The organism is Streptococcus salivarius (genome assembly GCF_002094975.1).
Classification (GTDB): Bacteria; Bacillota; Bacilli; order Lactobacillales; family Streptococcaceae; genus Streptococcus; species Streptococcus salivarius_D.
The window spans coordinates 2,151,408-2,168,463 of record NZ_CP015283.1 but is presented as its reverse complement, the minus strand read 5'-3'; the positions used below and the strand labels follow the sequence as shown (position 1 = coordinate 2,168,463).

Annotated in this window: 17 protein-coding genes; 15 read left to right on the top strand and 2 right to left on the bottom strand. The window is 39.5% G+C overall.

Going from position 1 to position 17,056, the window contains the following annotated elements:
• Nucleotides 1–28 precede the first annotated feature (28 nt).
• From V471_RS10220 to V471_RS10170, 11 genes are all read left to right on the top strand, one after another.
• Nucleotides 29–712 (top strand): VIT1/CCC1 transporter family protein, encoded by a 684-nt coding sequence (locus V471_RS10220; protein ID WP_049529393.1) that lies wholly within the window; start codon nucleotides 29–31, stop codon nucleotides 710–712.
• A 132-nt stretch (nucleotides 713–844) separates the two neighbouring features.
• Nucleotides 845–1,564 carry a 16S rRNA pseudouridine(516) synthase gene (locus tag V471_RS10215; RefSeq protein WP_049529392.1) on the top strand — a complete coding sequence of 240 codons (720 nt, stop codon included), beginning with the start codon at nucleotides 845–847 and terminating at the stop codon, nucleotides 1,562–1,564.
• A gap of 246 nt (nucleotides 1,565–1,810) precedes the next feature.
• Nucleotides 1,811–2,956: an amidohydrolase gene (locus tag V471_RS10210; protein WP_084871490.1), complete on the top strand. Its 1,146-nt coding sequence runs from the start codon at nucleotides 1,811–1,813 to the stop codon at nucleotides 2,954–2,956.
• A 90-nt stretch (nucleotides 2,957–3,046) separates the two neighbouring features.
• The gene (locus tag V471_RS10205; RefSeq protein ID WP_084871515.1) at nucleotides 3,047–3,277 is read left to right on the top strand and encodes a gamma-glutamyl-gamma-aminobutyrate hydrolase family protein; all 231 of its coding nucleotides are present in this window, start codon (nucleotides 3,047–3,049) and stop codon (nucleotides 3,275–3,277) included.
• A 295-nt stretch (nucleotides 3,278–3,572) separates the two neighbouring features.
• On the top strand, nucleotides 3,573–4,685 hold the full coding sequence (ald, locus tag V471_RS10200; protein ID WP_084871489.1) for an alanine dehydrogenase: 1,113 nt from the start codon (nucleotides 3,573–3,575) through the stop codon (nucleotides 4,683–4,685).
• Nucleotides 4,686–4,863: 178 nt separating this feature from the next.
• A complete protein-coding gene (locus V471_RS10195; RefSeq protein WP_084871488.1) occupies nucleotides 4,864–5,505 on the top strand; it encodes a hypothetical protein in 642 nt (213 codons plus the stop codon).
• Nucleotides 5,506–5,509: 4 nt separating this feature from the next.
• Entirely contained in the window at nucleotides 5,510–6,544 is a 1,035-nt protein-coding gene (locus V471_RS10190) for a hypothetical protein (protein ID WP_084871487.1), read from the top strand.
• A gap of 14 nt (nucleotides 6,545–6,558) precedes the next feature.
• Nucleotides 6,559–7,917, top strand: a complete 1,359-nt coding sequence (locus tag V471_RS10185) for an AAA family ATPase (RefSeq protein WP_084871486.1) — start codon at nucleotides 6,559–6,561, stop codon at nucleotides 7,915–7,917.
• 136 nt (nucleotides 7,918–8,053) lie between these two features.
• Complete coding sequence (locus tag V471_RS10180) at nucleotides 8,054–8,416, top strand: hypothetical protein (RefSeq protein WP_014633448.1); 363 nt, start codon at nucleotides 8,054–8,056, stop codon at nucleotides 8,414–8,416.
• A 35-nt stretch (nucleotides 8,417–8,451) separates the two neighbouring features.
• Nucleotides 8,452–9,252 carry an alpha/beta fold hydrolase gene (locus V471_RS10175; RefSeq protein WP_084871485.1) on the top strand — a complete coding sequence of 267 codons (801 nt, stop codon included), beginning with the start codon at nucleotides 8,452–8,454 and terminating at the stop codon, nucleotides 9,250–9,252.
• Nucleotides 9,253–9,393: 141 nt separating this feature from the next.
• Nucleotides 9,394–10,710: an FAD-containing oxidoreductase gene (locus V471_RS10170; RefSeq protein ID WP_002886137.1), complete on the top strand. Its 1,317-nt coding sequence runs from the start codon at nucleotides 9,394–9,396 to the stop codon at nucleotides 10,708–10,710.
• A 325-nt stretch (nucleotides 10,711–11,035) separates the two neighbouring features.
• On the opposite strand, the gene V471_RS10165 is transcribed toward V471_RS10170, so the two are convergent.
• Both V471_RS10165 and V471_RS10160 read right to left on the bottom strand, forming a co-directional pair.
• A complete protein-coding gene (locus V471_RS10165; RefSeq protein WP_171021848.1) occupies nucleotides 11,036–12,055 on the bottom strand; it encodes an IS30-like element IS1139 family transposase in 1,020 nt (339 codons plus the stop codon).
• 93 nt (nucleotides 12,056–12,148) lie between these two features.
• Nucleotides 12,149–12,712 (bottom strand): nucleotidyltransferase family protein, encoded by a 564-nt coding sequence (locus tag V471_RS10160; protein ID WP_049527830.1) that lies wholly within the window; start codon nucleotides 12,710–12,712, stop codon nucleotides 12,149–12,151.
• A gap of 262 nt (nucleotides 12,713–12,974) precedes the next feature.
• On the opposite strand from V471_RS10160, the gene mvk reads away from it, so the two are divergent.
• From mvk to fni, 4 genes are read left to right on the top strand one after another with little or no spacing between them, the layout of a single operon-like run.
• Nucleotides 12,975–13,853 (top strand): mevalonate kinase, encoded by an 879-nt coding sequence (mvk, locus tag V471_RS10155; protein WP_084871484.1) that lies wholly within the window; start codon nucleotides 12,975–12,977, stop codon nucleotides 13,851–13,853.
• On the top strand, nucleotides 13,835–14,779 hold the full coding sequence (gene mvaD / locus V471_RS10150; protein ID WP_084871483.1) for a diphosphomevalonate decarboxylase: 945 nt from the start codon (nucleotides 13,835–13,837) through the stop codon (nucleotides 14,777–14,779). Before mvk ends, mvaD begins: the two co-directional genes overlap by 19 nt.
• Nucleotides 14,772–15,767, top strand: a complete 996-nt coding sequence (locus V471_RS10145) for a phosphomevalonate kinase (protein WP_084871482.1) — start codon at nucleotides 14,772–14,774, stop codon at nucleotides 15,765–15,767. Before mvaD ends, V471_RS10145 begins: the two co-directional genes overlap by 8 nt.
• Nucleotides 15,768–15,816: 49 nt before the next feature.
• Nucleotides 15,817–16,821: a type 2 isopentenyl-diphosphate Delta-isomerase gene (gene fni / locus V471_RS10140; RefSeq protein WP_084871481.1), complete on the top strand. Its 1,005-nt coding sequence runs from the start codon at nucleotides 15,817–15,819 to the stop codon at nucleotides 16,819–16,821.
• The last annotated feature ends 235 nt before the right edge of the window (nucleotides 16,822–17,056 follow it).

Sequence of the window (17,056 nt, the reverse complement as noted above, 5' to 3'; positions counted from 1 at the left end):
GAATCATTCTAAATAAGGAGTAAATAAATTGGAAGATAAGAATTTTGCAGAGCGTTTGAATATTTTGAGAGCAGGTGTTTTGGGTGCCAATGATGGCATTATTTCCATTGCAGGAGTGGTTATCGGTGTGGCTAGTGCGACATCAAACATTTGGTTCATCTTGATTTCTGCCTTGTCAGCCATTTTTGCCGGTGCCTTTTCGATGGCCGGTGGCGAATATGTCAGTGTCTCAACGCAAAAAGATACCGAAGAAGCTGCCATCGCTAAGGAAGAAGCTCTCCTGGAACGCTCACCTGAAGCAGCTAGAGAGAGTTTGTACCAAACCTTCCTCAGTCAGGGGGATTGCGAAACAGCAGCTGAAGTTAAGGTTAATCAAGCCTTCAATAAGAATCCGATTAAGGTCTTAGTTGAGGAAAAATATGGGGTGGATTTGGATGAAATTACGAATCCATGGCATGCTGCTGTATCTAGTTTCCTGGCTTTTTCAGTTGGTTCCTTGCCACCAGCCCTAGCTATCATGCTGTTCCCAGAGCCTTATCGTATTCCTGTAACAGTGGTCGTGGTTGCCCTTACCTTGCTCTTAACTGGATATATCAGTGCCAAGCTCGGAAAAGCACCTGTTAAACAAGCGATTTTGCGTAACTTGACAGTAGGACTCTTGACCATGCTTGTGACCTTCTTGGTCGGGCATGTCTTCCATGTGAATGTGTAAGTGTTAAAAATGTGAGAAGTCTATCTTTTAAGGTAGACTTTTTGTTTTCTACAGTGTTCTTTTGAGACCTTTCTTATGTCGTACTTTCTTTTTAGTCTGCTAGACGACGCTTATCCGTGGTACAATAGGGCTATGCGTTTAGATAAATTATTAGGACAGGCAGGCTATGGTTCTCGAAATCAGGTTAAGAAGCTCATTCGTAGCCGTCAAGTTTATGTAGATGGTATCTTGGCGGATCGAGATAATCTTAATGTGGATGCTAGTCTTCAAACCATCACGGTTTCTGGTAAGGAACTGGAGCATACGCCAGAAGTTTACTATCTCATGAATAAGCCAGCAGGTGTAGTGTCAGCTCGAAAGGACAAGGAACACCAAACAGTCATTGATTTGATTAATCCTGAAGATCAGCGAGACGGTCTCTATCTTGTGGGCCGATTGGATAGAGACACGGAGGGCTTGGTGCTGATTACCAACAATGGCCCTCTGGGCTTTGCCATGCTTCACCCCCGCTATCATGTGGCTAAGACTTATTATGTTGAGGTCAATGATGTTCTTGGGCCTGATGCACCTGCATTTTTTGAGTCTGGTGTTGTCTTTGAGGATGGTACTGTTTGTAAATCTGCTCAGCTAGAAATTCTAAGTTCTGCGAGGGACAAGAGTAGTGCTCATATCACGATTTCGGAAGGTAAGTTTCATCAAGTGAAAAAGATGTTCTTGGCTTATGGGGTCAAGGTGACCTATCTTAAGCGGATTTCTTTTGGAGCATTTAAGCTTGATGAAGGGATAGCAGTAGGTTCCTATCGAGCGTTAACGGAAGCGGAAAAAGAGATTTTGCGTACTTATTTGGGCTAGTCATTTCTTCTTATTAAGGTATGATAGGAACTTTCAATCTCCTTATAGGTCCATCCTATCACTAGGCTTAATACTGTAAGGCCCGTAATGACGGACTTTTCTAGGGGTATAAGTAAAACTTATGACATTCTATAAGTTTTTTTAATTTTTCAAGCCTTGTTTCTGGTGGTATGATGGTATCAATTCGATTGAGAACTTAAGTAAGTCAGGGCAATGAGCAGGTCTAATCAGAGAGGGAGGTTCATTATGACAGAAGCATTTTATGATCATTTAGCAAAGACGCGTCATCAGATTCACCAACATCCAGAGGTTTCTGAGGAGGAGCATGAGACGACAGTCTTTTTGAAAGGTTATTTGAAAAATCTAGGTATTGAGCCTTTAAATTATCCCTTGAAGACGGGACTCATCGCTGAGATTGGGTCAGGTCATCCGATTATTGCTTTGCGTGCTGATATTGATGCCCTACCGATTAAGGAAAAGACAGGACTTCCTTATGCCAGCGATAATGGGGCTATGCATGCTTGTGGTCATGACTTTCACCAGACCTCTCTGCTTGGAGCTGCTCAGCTTTTAAAAGAAAGAGAAGCAGAGCTTAAGGGGACCGTTCGATTGATTTTCCAACCAGCCGAGGAGAATTTCCAAGGGGCCTATCAGGTCATTGAAGCGGGTGGTCTTGACGGTGTGTCAGCTATCATCGGTTATCACAATAATCCTCACTTGAAACCTGGTCAGATTGGTCTTCGTTCGGGGGCTATCATGGCTGGTGTGGAGCAGTTTAGGGTTGATGTTAAGGGTGTTTCTTCCCATGCAGCCCGTCCTGATTTGGGTGTAGATACGGTCTTGGTCACTACGACTATCATTAACAATTTGCAACAGATTGTGGCTCGTACGGTATCGCCTTTTGAATCAGCGGTATTGTCAGTTACTCATATCGAAGTTGGAAATACTTGGAATGTTCTTCCAGCAGCAGGCTTTTTTGAAGGAACGATTCGTACCTTTGAGCCTAAGGTTCGTGAAGATGTCATTGCTCGTTTTGAAAAGGTCGTTCAGGCGACAGCAGACCAGTTCGGTGCTCAAGTTGACATTACTTGGGGCAATTCACCTTACGTGACCTACAATGACCAGACGCTCACACCACTCATCTTTGAAAATTCTAAGGCCTTCGCAGAAGTGATTGAAACCTTGCCATCAACAGGGGGCGAAGACTTTGCGGCTTATCAAAAGGAAATACCAGGAGTCTTTGCCTTTATTGGCTCAAATGGTGAAGATAATGCACCAGACTGGCACCATGATGATTTCCTTGTGAAAGACGAGGCCTTGCCAGTAGCTGTGAATTACTATGTGGAAAACGCCCTCTTTCTACTTGACTATTTTAAGGAGCAAGAAAAATGACCATTCCCTTAATCGGTATTACTAGTGATGAAAAACCTGTCGAAGGAGGAAGTCCCATCATCCATCTATCTGTGAGTACATTATTTGCGGATGGAGTTAAGAAAGCAGGAGGTCAATTCTGTTCACCGTCAGAGTTTGAAAAAACTAGCTCCGCATTTGAAGGTAACTGCTAGGAGTTCCGAGGATGAGGTTATAGAGGGTGTTGAGAGTTTCACTGACGCTCCATTTATAGGTGTTCAGTGGCATCTTGAGTTTCTCTTGGGACATAAGCAATTAGCAGACCAAGGACTCTTTTATTATTTTGTTAAGAGTTTTAAATAAGGTTTTAGGACTTTAAATTGATACCACTTTTGAAATTGAAAAGGAGGAAGTGCCTAAGTAGAAATATTCTTTTGATCATTTAGTTTACACTTAAGAACCCAGCCGATTGGTTGGGTTCTTTTGTCGTATTTTAGAAGCAAGATTTCAGGACTTAAAAAGGAGTAAGAATTTTTCACTTGCTATTTTTGAGCTTTTTAGATAAAATGAAAGCGTTATCATTTCAAAAAATAGATAGGAAGTGGTCAAGTCATCTTTATGATGTTTTACCTTATAACTTCCGAATAAGGAGAAACGTATGTTAATTGGTATTCCAAAAGAAATCAAAAATAATGAGAACCGTGTGGCTCTAACGCCTGCTGGGGTGCAAAGTCTTGTAGCTAAAGGTCATGAAGTCCTTATTGAAACCAATGCAGGTTTTGGCTCTGGCTTTACTGATGCAGACTACGAAAAACAAGGTGCTAAAATTGTTGCTACTGCTGCAGAAGCATGGGCAGCTGAGCTCGTGGTTAAGGTAAAGGAGCCTCTTGCTGCAGAATATGGCTTCCTTCGTGAAGACCTTTTACTCTTTACCTACTTGCACATGGCAGCAGCTCCAGAATTGGCAGATGCTATGGTTAATGCGAAGACAACAGGTGTGGCTTACGAAACAGTACGTAGCCAAGAAGGTCACCTACCACTTTTGGTTCCAATGAGTGAAGTAGCAGGACGTATGGCTGTTCAAATCGGTGCACATTTCTTGACCAAACAAGAGGGTGGCTCTGGCGTTCTCCTAGGTGGTGTGCCTGGTGTTCCTAAAGGTAAAGTGACTATTATCGGGGGTGGCGTCGTAGGGACACATGCAGCCCGTATCGCCCTTGGACTGGGAGCTCAAGTGACTATCCTTGATATCAGTGCCAAACGTTTGTCTGTCCTTGAAGAGGTCTTTGGTAGCCAAATTCAAACACTGATGTCAAATCCGCTCAACATTGAAGCGAGCGTTCGTGATGCTGACGTGGTTATCGGTGCAGTTCTTATCCCAGGGGCAAAAGCACCAAAACTTGTTACTGACCATATGGTTAAACAAATGCGTCCAGGTTCAGTTATTGTGGACGTTGCCGTTGACCAAGGTGGGGTTGTTGAAACTGCGGATCGTGTGACTACTCACGATGAGCCTGTTTATGAAACACATGGTGTCCTTCACTATGCCGTTGCTAATATCCCAGGAGCTGTGGCACGTACATCAACCATTGCCCTTACCAACGTCACTTTGCCTTATATCGAAGCCCTTGCAGGAAAAGGATTCAGAAAGGCAATTAACGACGACGAAGGTCTTCGTCAAGGGGTTACAACCTACCAAGGTCATATCACTAGCAAACCAGTTGCAAAGGGTCTAAACAGAGAATATACATCAATTGACGAATTGGCCTAAACAGAGTAACTTATCATAAACAAAAGGAGTCGCACCATGATTTGGAGTGACTCCTTTTAGTATATAATGGGTAAAGCTAATTTTTTTTCTGTCATTAATGATAGTGCTCTCATGGTATAATTATTATATAAAATTAGCTTTCATGCTATAGAAAATATATGAAAAGAATGGATAAATAATGGATAAAAAAGAATTACTCAAAAACACAATTCTATCTCTTGATAGTGATAGTTTTTTTGAATTTAAAACTTATTTCTTTAGCGAATTTTTCGAATTTAATTTTCTTGATGATTCTGAAGTCACTAGGGATATTTTTGCTGAAAAACTCTATGATTACTTTGAAAAAGTAGAGTTAAGCAACAACAAGGATTTTTCTACTCTACTACAAAAATTTATGCAATCTCTAGATGATAAAGTTTCAAAATATATAGAAAAGAGTCCTAGGAAAAAGAATGCTGAGATCGAAGATATCCCTAGAGCAAGAAAATATTATAATAAAATAATTGAGTACAAAAAACAAAATGATCTTGATTATAATAGACTACGAGATTATTCACGAATTATGTTTTGTCTCTATGCCGAGATAACTAATCAAAATGATACTATCACTAATTTTGATTATTCAATTTCTAGCTTGGATTATAGTAAAATAATTCAGTCAATGAAAAAATCTAAGACACCTAAAAACACTAAAAATATTTTTGAGACAAAGAATGTATTTTTTGTTCAAAATAAAGACTTTTCATTCGAAATTTGTAACTATATCATAGCGACAATAGTTTTATTTGAAATTATTAACCATAATGTAGATGGAGAATAGTACCATGGTAGGTATTTTAAATATAGAATCAATTGAGCAATTACAACCTTTCCTAAATAATGACAATATTATGGAAATCGTCATGCGTGGCAGAAATAGTAAGTTCAAGGCATTTCAGAAGGTTGTATTAAATGGGCTTGAACAGAGTGAGGCTAAAAAGACTGCGGAAAAGATTGTCAATATAGTTGCTCAGAATAATAATTTGCTTCAGAATAACCTACAATTAATTCAGAGTGTTGCTAAATCACAAAATCTTGGTTTGATTCTCAATGGTTTAACTCTAGCTACCACTGCTGCTGGATTTGCTATAATGTATGAGAAACTTGACAAACTGAGTTTTGATATAACTAACCAATTAAATCAACTGCAAGATACAATGAAACAGGGGAATAACGTTAATACAAATTTTGAATTTGGTAAGGTACTTTCGGAATACACGGATATGCTTGATTGTAGAAAAAGACAAAAACCTTATTCTGAAGACAAAATGAGAGTTTTGGTTGACAATATATATAATGTTTTAAATCTTCTGTATGATAGTTTAAAAAAAGATATAGTCACAGATAAGCAAGAAACTATCTTTTCAATTTTTTCACTTTTATCAATGTTTACAACTTCAATTAAGTATTTTGATGAACTTTATTATCTTAATAATAGGGAAATCTTATCCGATGGTGATGCATGGCATTCGTCCCACTCTAAATGGATGAGTATATATAGTAAACTATCGATGCCTGATTTTATACAAAAACTTCAGGATCATGCCTTTTTTGAAGTAGGTTTTAATACTCTAGAGGTAGATATTTATTGTCAGGAATTATTTAATCAAGTTAATTATCAAAAACAAGAAATTGAAGATAATCAAGAGTTAATTATGGCAATTAGGGACGGTGCTATTCTCAATAATCTTCGAGAGTTTAATATTAACGAATTAAAGCAGAATCTGGAAGATGCTTTAGCAGAAGCTTTTGAAGATAAGCAAACTGAAGAGATATCAAGAGTATATAATGAAATACATAAGCAAATTGAATTATTATAATTAGGATTTTATTTATGAATATTGATATTAAAAATGCGGTAAACAATCTTTTGATGGCCTGTGATAGCATTAAGAAACATTCCTCTGGAGATGTCAGTATAAAATCTATAGATGAATTGGTTATCGTGGATATATTAACGTTTATAGAATATATTTCAAAAGATGAATCTAAAGATAGGATTTCATTCTTCAAATTGATGTATCTCGACGCAAAATACAGTCCACTTCTCCCAAGAGCATGTAATAATGAATTACCTGTGTCTTTTAAAATTTTATCTTTACTTGATATGAAAATGTTCAGCAATAAGGGGATTACCCTATCATCCTTGTATGTGACACTCATTGCTGAAATTGGAAAATACTACATTTTAAACAGTTTAGATAGGAATCATATTGATAAGAATAAATTTCTTAAATATTTGGCAATTGTAAACGATTATAAGGAAGATGCTAAAAAACAAGAAAAGTTAGATTCCTCAAAAAATCAAAATTACATAAAGAACGCCGAAAAAATTACCCCAGATATTTCTTTAACTAGAGAGTCCTCTGAGGATATGGAATCAGAGAAATCATTAGAGGACCTTCAAGAAGAACTCGACTCTTTAATTGGACTTATGAGTGTAAAGAAAGAAATTTCGTCTTTGATAAATCTATTGAAAGTCAATAAGATTCGAAAAGAAAGAGGGTTAAGTACACCTAAGACTTCTAATCATCTGGTTTTCCTAGGAAATCCAGGAACAGGAAAGACAACAGTAGCAAGATTGATTGCGAAGATTTATAAACAATTGGGTGTGTTAGAAAAAGGTCAACTTATTGAGGTTGATCGTTCTGGTCTAGTTGCAGGTTATGTTGGACAAACTGCCATTAAAACTCAAGAAAAAATCAATGAAGCTATGGGCGGGGTACTGTTTATTGATGAAGCTTATTCCTTAGCAAAGGGTGAAACTGATTTTGGTCAAGAAGCTATTGATACTCTTCTAAAAGCAATGGAAGATAATAGAGATGATTTTGTTGTTATTGTTGCAGGTTATACTAAGCAAATGGAAGCATTTTTATTATCAAATCCTGGACTAAAATCTAGATTTAATAAGAGTATTTTATTTGAGGATTATACCGAAAAGGAATTGTTAGACATCTTTAACTTATTTTGTCATAAATATGGTTTATGGTTATCAGAGGATGCAACTAGCTATTTAAAGGTGTTTTTAAGCACTATATGTTCTAAAAAAACAGAGAATTTTGCTAATGCTCGAGAGATAAGAAACTTATTTGAGCGTAGTATTGTTAATCAGGCTAATAGATTGGGAGATTTGGCAACAATTAGCAATGATGAATTAGGAGAAATAGTTTCTTCAGATCTTGATATTAGTTAAACAATAATCATAAATTATAAATATTATTATTTACACCATCTGAAATTTATTAATGTTGATTAATACCATAATGATTTTCTATGATTCGGAAGTTTTAAGAGTATATAGAATTTCTTTGCCATTAGGAGGTTTTATCGTGGCCAACCATATTCGTGTAATTACAGCAATTGTTTTTTCTCAGCTTGTCGTTCTTTATTTTGGTTTTCGTATGGATGTCTCTTTGACCGGACTGCTAACTACAGTAGCTGTGGCATCCCTGGTTGAGATTATTTATCATGTGAAGCTTGTTCGTAAGATAGGAGCCAATATTTCTTTTGAGACTTTTTGGAAAAACTGTGACCAACTTTTTAGAAAAAATGCTGTGCTGCTGGCTATTTTACTTTGTGACCTGCTTATTTTTAAAGGTGGGGATTTCATGGCCTTCATTCTTTGGCAAGTTACCTTTGTTGTCTTGGTAAGTATCATCATCATGGCATCAAATAATGCACCGGACGCATGATAATACTTAAATCTTGCAATGAAAGAGTTTAGATAATGTTTAGCATTCACAGAAATCATTTGTCAGACCAGGGCGTTGACTATGTCACATTTGGTCAAGGAGATAAGGTTCTCGTTATCATTACGGGATTAAGTTTGCAAGGCTTAAGTGATATGTCTGACCTTGCCATTTACTTATTATTTTATCGATATGCTAAGGAGTACAAGGTCTATATTTTTGATAGAAAAGACCATATTGAAGAAGGTATTTCAATTGAGAATATGGATGATGACCTCTACCATTCTTTACAAGAATTAAATATTGCTAAGGCCTCTATCATAGGCATGTCACAAGGTGGTATGATTGCTCAGTTGTTTGCTATTAAGTATCCTCAAAAGTTGACTAGTCTGGTGTTAGCTCTGACATTCTCTCGAAATAATGATATCAGTAGAAAAACCATCGGAGGCTGGATTGAGATGGCAGAAAATGGTGAGATGGCTAAGCTCAATAAGGATTCAATGTGTAAAACATTTTCGTCTCCTATGTTAAAGAAATTATATGTGATTAATAAACTATTTTTGAAGACTGTGAGTGTTGAAAAACAAGAACGATTTGTCCGTTTAGCCAAGTCAATTCTTGAGTTTGATTGCCATAAGTCCCTTGATAAAATCACCTGCCCGACTCTTGTCTTGGGAGCTAAAAAAGATTTGGTTCTGGGAGTGGATGGTGCAAGGGAACTTGCAAATAGCATTCCAAATGCTTCCTATTATGAATTTAGCAAACAGGGGCATGCAGCCTTTATCGAAAGTAAGCAATTTAATAAAATGATATTAGAATTTCTGCGAGAAAACACTTAGGCAATGGACTTATGGAAATCTATTAAAAACAGATGAGAAAGGGGTTTCAACTAAAGCTGTAGCCTCTTTTTATTTCCAGTTCAAATATGTGCAGTCTGAAAAATTAAATGATAGAATGGCGGTAGATAGGAGGATACAGAAATGTTAAACTATGATTTGATTGTTATCGGTTTCGGTAAAGCCGGTAAAACTCTGGCTGCTAAGATGAATGCAGCTGGTAAGAAAGTTGCTGTCATCGAGCGCAGTAAAGCGATGTATGGTGGTACTTGCATTAATATTGCTTGTATCCCAACTAAGACTATGATTGTTGCGGCTGAGAAGGGCTGGTCATTTGACGATACCATGAAAGAACGTGGTGCAGTGACTGGTCGTCTTAATGCTAAGAATTATAAAATGTTGGCAGACAATGGCGTTGATGTCATTGATGCAGAGGCACATTTTGTGTCAAATAAGGTTATTGAAGTAGTGGCTGGTGATGACCGCCAAGAGCTAACAGCTGAGACTATTGTCATTAACACAGGTGCCGTGTCTAATGTCTTGCCTATTCCTGGCTTGACAACAACTAAGCATGTCTACGATTCAACTGGTATTCAAACCCTTGAAGCCTTGCCAAAACGTCTAGGTGTCCTTGGTGGTGGTAATATCGGCCTTGAATTTGCTGGCCTTTATAACCGTTTGGGAAGCCAAGTGACTGTTTTGGATGCAGCTACTAGCTTCTTGCCACGTGTGGAACCATCTATTGCTAAGTTGGCCAAGGAATACATGGAAGAGGACGGCATTGTCTTTGAGCAAGGTGTTAAAACTTCCGAAGTGAAAAATGACGGTGATGAAGTTGTCGTTGTTACTGACAAAGGCGAGTTCCGTTTTGATGCACTCCTCTATGCGACAGGACGCAAGCCTAATATCGAACCCCTTCACTTGGAAAATACTGATATTGCCTTGACTGAACGTGGTGGCATCCAGGTCAATAAGCATTTGGAAACAAGTGTTCCTGGTGTCTTTGCAGTTGGTGATGTTAATGGTGGCCTTCAATTTACCTATATCTCACTAGACGATTTCCGTATTGTCTTTAATTACCTAACTGGTGATGGTAGCTATAACCTTGAAACACGTGGAGCTGTTCCAACTGCTATGTTCCTCAACCCACCTTTGGCACAGGTTGGTCTTACTGAAGATCAAGCCAGAGCAGCAGGTGGACCGGTTGCAGTCAAGGAACTTCCAGTTGCTGGCATGCCTCGTGGCCATGTTAACGGTGATTTGCGTGGTGCCTTCAAAGCTGTGGTAAATCCTGAAACTAAGGAAATCTTGGGTGTAACCCTCTTTGGTCAAGAATCTCATGAAATTATCAATCTAATTACCCTAGCTATGAATCATCACATTCCATACACAGATTTAGCTAAACAAATTTTCACTCACCCAACTATGGCTGAGAACCTAAACGATTTGTTTGCGATTTAAAATGAAAAGAGCCGAGAGGCTCTTTTTTATGTAGAAGAGAAATTTTTTTAAGACTTTCCTTAGGTGAGTACGGTCGTCAGCGACCTTCTTCGAAGTTCCAAGACTAATTTTTGAGCCCCTTCACTTTTTTATTTTTAGGCTCAGGCTAAAACAGTTCCCCGAACTGTTTTACTCTCAAAAATTCCGAGTGCCTGAAACTACTTCAGGCACTTTTCCCACAGCGGAAAGTCTTGTAAAAAATAAATCTCAAGTCATAGTATAATCTATTTCCCTAATTGTCAAGTCAAGTGCAACAAAGATGTTCCTCTGATTAAGTGAGTATCTTTCAAGCTGTTTGAGTTAGCTCAAACAGCTTTTTTGCGGACTGATAGCCATGAATTCGTCTAGGTCTTTCATTGATAGCCTTTGTATAGTCCTCTAAAAGATTCTGATTTAGTTCTTTTAACGAACACCCCTTCGGAATGAACTCTCTTAGTAGTCCATTGAAATTCTCATTTGTACCTCGTTCATAAGATGAATAGGCATGTGCAAAATAAACATCTAATCCCTCTATCTTACTCAATGATGAAAATTCGTTTCCATTATCTGCAGTTATGGACTTAATGGGATAAAGTTTCATACACTCTAAGACTGCTTGATTGACATACTCTGCTTTCTTTTCCACGAGTTTCTTTGTGACAGCATAGCGTGTTTGTCGTTCTACCAAGGTTAGAATAGAAGGTTCTCCTATTGTCTTTCCACCCAGAACAGAATCGATTTCCCAATCTCCAAAACGGGAACGATTATTGATTTCTTCTGGCCTTTCTTCAATTGACTTTCCTAGATGTTTCTTGGTAGAGGGGCGCTTGGTAAATTTCTTACGGATCCGCACTGCTCTTGGCAAATCAATGACCTTAATCTCTAACAATCCTTGATGGATATAGTTATAGAGCGTCTTGGTTGAAGGAACAACTGCATCTACATGTTGGAGTCTATAGGTATGAACAAAGGTATCCACGCTATGCACCCTTGGTTTCTCTCTCATTGCTTCTGTAAATGCTCTCAGAAAGTCATCCGATACGGAATCCAGTTTCAAATAATAGCTGGCTTCTCTAGCATGACGATAACGGTTATGAGCAGCATCTGCATAATAGTGTTGGTAATAGACCTTTTGCCCATTTACTTTTTTCACTTGTGTTATGGAACCACGATTAATTTCACGAGTAATAGTAGAGCGATTTCTCCCTAGTCTACGAGCAATCTCAGCAGGTTTGAGTCCTACGCTTAAATAAGCTTCAATTTCCCCTCGCTCAGCTTCAGATAAGTGCTTGTATGATTGATTTGTGGTAGAATAATTAGTGGACATGTTCATCTTCCTTTATACTGTTTTTCGCAACTCTAGTATATCAGATGAACATGTCTTTTGTGTTGCACTTCATTTTACAATAGGGCGTATAATCTATTTGATAAATTCTATAGAAATGTTTGGCCATATTGTATTCCAATTTTTCTTTTTTACTCTCTCGTTATAGACCGTTTGTCGTTCTTTATCTGAAAAGTAATGCGGTGTGGGTGATACTCTGAAGTTAATCAAATCGTCTGTTCCAAAAGGAATAAATACCTCTAGTTCCTGATAGTCATTTAGTCTAGCAGCTATGGCAGTACATTTTTCGGGAAATTTTGAAACAGCATCTGTAGAGCTGATATACTTTTCAGTATTAGGACTATGTATATTCATATAATACTGATTTTTTATTTCCCAATTGTATTCAGGATGTCTTCTCTTTATTTGATTCTCTATTTCAAGAGTTTGTTCATATGATATATTTTTATCAAAGAAAATGACATCGATATCAGATAAATTGATATTTGAAAATGTATTTCCGGTACTTAAGTAGTCCCAAATATAATTGCGTATAGTTCCAGCACAAAGCCAACAGTCATTTAGTTGGAAAGAGTGAATAATCTTTAATAGTGCCATTAGTTCGGAGTTCTGTTTAATTAGTTTTTCGACATTAATCATTTTAAAACCTCATTGGTATTGTACTAGTTTAAGATAGAAATATCAAAATAAGATCATATCTCTAATGCAAAGCGACACTCTAGGTTAGATGTCGCTTTTTTTGCGCTTTGATGATAAGATAGAAGTGACATAGGAAAATTCCTTAGATTGATACTCTTAATCCACTCAGGGAGGTTGATAGACCTTGAGTCACCACTAGAAACTGTATGAAAAACTTAGAAAGATACTCGTATGCCAACTGGTCTGTGAGTGTGTATAGCTTATGACTAAGAAAGTAGGAGTGGGCAAGGCCCACAGTAAGATTATTTTGATGGGGGAGCACTCGGTTGTTTATGGTCATCCTGCCCTTGCTCTTCCTCTTAAGGATATTGAGGTTGTCTGTCAGATTCAGGCGGCTGAGATTCCTTTAACTCTTAAGGCTCAAGATCCCTTGACGACGGCTATTTTTTCAGCTCTTAACTATCTGAAAATCAAGAATCAGCCTATCAGTTATGATATTTCGTCTAGTGTCCCTGAAAAGCGTGGTATGGGGTCGTCTGCTGCAGTGGCCATTGCGGCTATTCGTGCGGTCTTTGATTATTTCGACCAGGAGCTTAGCCAGGAGACCTTGGAAATGCTGGTCCATCAGGCGGAGACTATTGCCCATAGTAAACCTAGCGGCTTAGATGCTAAGACCTGCTTGAGTGACCAAGCCATTAGCTTTACACGAAACATTGGTTTCAAGGAAATCGAGGTTAATCTAGGTGCCTATCTAGTCATTGCTGATACGGGCATCCATGGAAATACCCGTGAGGCCGTGGAAAAGGTTGAGGCTATAGGACTAGATGCCTTATCAGACCTAAACCGACTGGGCGAATTAAGTCAGCAAGCTGAAGGAGCCCTCAAAGCCAAGAATCAAAAGCTTCTTGGTCAGCTCATGTCTCAAGCCCATAATCACCTTAAATCTTTAGGGGTATCTTGTGACTTGTCGGACCTTCTAGTAGCAACTGCTCTGGAGCATGGTGCACTGGGTGCCAAGATGTCAGGCGGTGGACTGGGTGGTTGCATTATTGCCCTAACAAGTACCGAGGATCAAGCCCAAACGATTGTTAAAAAACTTCAAGAAAAAGGAGCCGTAAACACGTGGATAGAAAGCCTGTAAGCGTCAAATCGTACGCAAATATTGCTATAGTCAAATACTGGGGTAAGGCGGATGCGGAGCGTATGATTCCTTCAACCAGCAGCATTTCACTGACTTTGGAGAATATGTATACGGAAACCAAGTTGTCTTTTCTGCCTGAGGATGCGACTGGAGATGTCATGTATATCGATGACGAGCTCCAAGAGGAAAAAGAAACAATCAAGGCCAGCAAGGTTTTAGATCTCTTCCGTACAAATCCTAACCAACATGTCAAGATTGAAACTTGGAACAACATGCCGACAGCTGCAGGTTTATCATCAAGTTCCTCAGGTCTTTCTGCCCTAGTTAAGGCGGCTAACGAACTCTTCCAAGTCGGAAAAACGCAGTCTGAATTGGCTCAAATTGCCAAGTTTGCTTCAGGCTCATCATCGCGTTCTTTCTTTGGACCATTGGCAGCTTGGGATAAGGATAGTGGTGATGTTTACCAAGTGGAAACAGACCTTAAATTGGCCATGATTATGCTGGTTTTGACAGATCAAAAGAAACCCGTATCAAGCCGTGATGGTATGAAATTGTGCACCGAAACATCGACATCCTTTCCAGAGTGGATTAAACAGTCCGAGCAGGATTACAAGGATATGTTAGGCTACCTCAAGGCTAATGATTTCCAAGCGGTCGGTGAGCTCACTGAAGCAAATGCCCTTCGTATGCACCAAACCACAAGTACGGCCAACCCTCCATTTTCATATCTGACGGATGCTTCCTATCAGGCTATGGACAAGGTTAAGGCCCTCCGTGCCTCTGGTGAACAGTGTTATTTCACTATGGATGCAGGACCAAATGTTAAGGTGCTTTGTCTGGAAGAAGACCTGGACCGCCTAGCAGACCACTTCCGTAAGGACTATGAGGTCATTGTTTCACGCACCAAGGAGTTGCCAGATGCCTAAGCAGTCGGTCAGTCGAGTCAGGGTAAAAACTGGTGGAAAACTCTACATTGCTGGAGAATATTCGGTTCTAACACCTGGGCAGACAGCCCTAATCCAGTTCATCCCTATCTTTATGTCAGCAGAGGTCAAGGAAGCACCAAGCACACAGCTATCTTCTGATATGTTTGACTATAGTGTTAACCGTGAGCCAGACGCAAATTATGCCCTCATTCAAGAGGCCTTGAATACTTTTGAAGCCTATTGTGGTGAGAATTTGCCCGCTCTGGACCTTTCCATCACAGGAAAATTAGAGCGAGATGGGGTTAAGTTTGGTATTGGCTCATCTGGTTCAGTTGTGGTATTGACTCTCAAGGCCTTGGCAGCGGCTCTACAGAAAGACTTGTCCGAAGACATTCTCTTTAAATTAGCTAGTTACACCCTCCTCAAACAAGGAGACAACGGTTCTATGGGGGACCTAGCTTGTATTGTATACGAGGATCTGGTTTCCTATCGCTCTTTTGACCGTGCAAAAATAGCAGAGCTTATAGACCAAATGACTCTATCAGAACTTTTGGAGAAAGACTGGGGCTATCGTATCAGACCTGTAGTGCCAGCTCTCAAAGCTCATTTTTTGGTGGGGTGGACCAAGCAAGCTGCTATCTCAAAAGACATGGTTAGGATGGCCAAATCTCGTATATCAAGCAAGTATCTAGGTGAAACCGAAGTTGCTGTTCAAGCTGCCATCAAGGCTCTGGAAACAGGAGATAAGAACTTGCTTAAGAGCAACCTTCAAACTGTCAGTGACCAGTTGGAATCACTGAGTCCAGATATTTATGTGGACAAGCTGAAAAAACTCAAAGAAGCAGAGCAAGGACTCGATGCCATTGCTAAGTCCTCTGGAGCTGGAGGTGGCGACTGTGGTATCGCCTTTTCCTTTGACCAATCTAGCCGAGATGCTCTAGTTGAGCGTTGGCAGCAGGTAGGAATAGAGCTCTTGTATGAGGTATAGGAATCAGCTTAGTAGATAATAATCACGCAAGAAAGTAAAGAAATAACCTATGACAAATCGTAAAGACGATCACATCCGTTATGCCCTTAAGTACCAGTCGCCCTACAATAGTTTTGACGATATGGAACTTATCCACAAGTCTCTACCAACTTATGATTTAGATCAGATTGACTTGTCCACACATTTTGCAGGACGAGATTGGAACTTTCCCTTTTATATCAATGCCATAACAGGTGGTTCGGCCAAAGGTGGTGCAGTCAATCGTAAATTGGCTGAGGTGGCTAGTCGAACAGGTATTCTCATGGTGACGGGTTCCTACAGTGCTGCTCTAAAGGGAGAAGCACCAGAATCTTTTGACTATCGTCAAGAGTTTCCAAACTTAGACCTAGCGACTAATATCGGTGTGGATAAGTCTGTGGACCTGGGGATTAAGACGGTGGAAGCTATGAATCCAGTCTTTTTACAGCTCCATGTTAACCTTATGCAGGAGCTTCTCATGCCTGAGGGAGAGCGTATTTTCCACACTTGGAAGGAAAATGTGGCGGCTTATGCACAGAACGTAGAGGTTCCTCTTGTGCTTAAGGAGGTCGGCTTTGGTATGGATGTGGAAACCATTCGTTATGCCATGTCTCAAGGCATCAAGACTGTGGATATCTCAGGTCGTGGTGGGACTAGCTTCGCCTATATTGAAAATAGTCGAGGCGGTAACCGTGATTACCTCAATGACTGGGGACAAAGCACTGTTCAGACCCTCTTGCAAGCCCAAGACCTTCGTGATAATGTGGAAATCCTAGCCTCAGGTGGCGTGCGAAACCCACTCGATATGGTCAAATGTCTGGTCCTAGGAGCAAAAGGCGTTGGCCTCTCACGAACTGTCCTTGAATTGGTGGAACGTTACCCTGTGGATAAGGTTGTGGCTATTGTCAATGGCTGGAAGGACGACCTTCGTCTCATCATGTGTGCCCTCGATTGTCGGACTATTGATGAGCTCAAATCTGTGGATTACATCTTACATGGTAAGCTGCAAGGGACTTATATCAAGCAAGGAAAGTAGGAAAGAGCTAAGTGCTCTTTTTTTAATTTTTAAAGATGGTAAAACAATTTCTCTAGGCGATGATATTATGGAGACATCATCTTAACACCTGTCAAAGAAAAATAATTGTATTCTTGATTTGCCTTGCTTCTAGCGAGCAAAGCGAGCACTTAACGAGACTTTCCGCTGTGAGAAAAGTTCTAGAAATACTTGGATTTCTAGAACTCGGAATTTTTGAGACCTTAGGCTCAAAAAT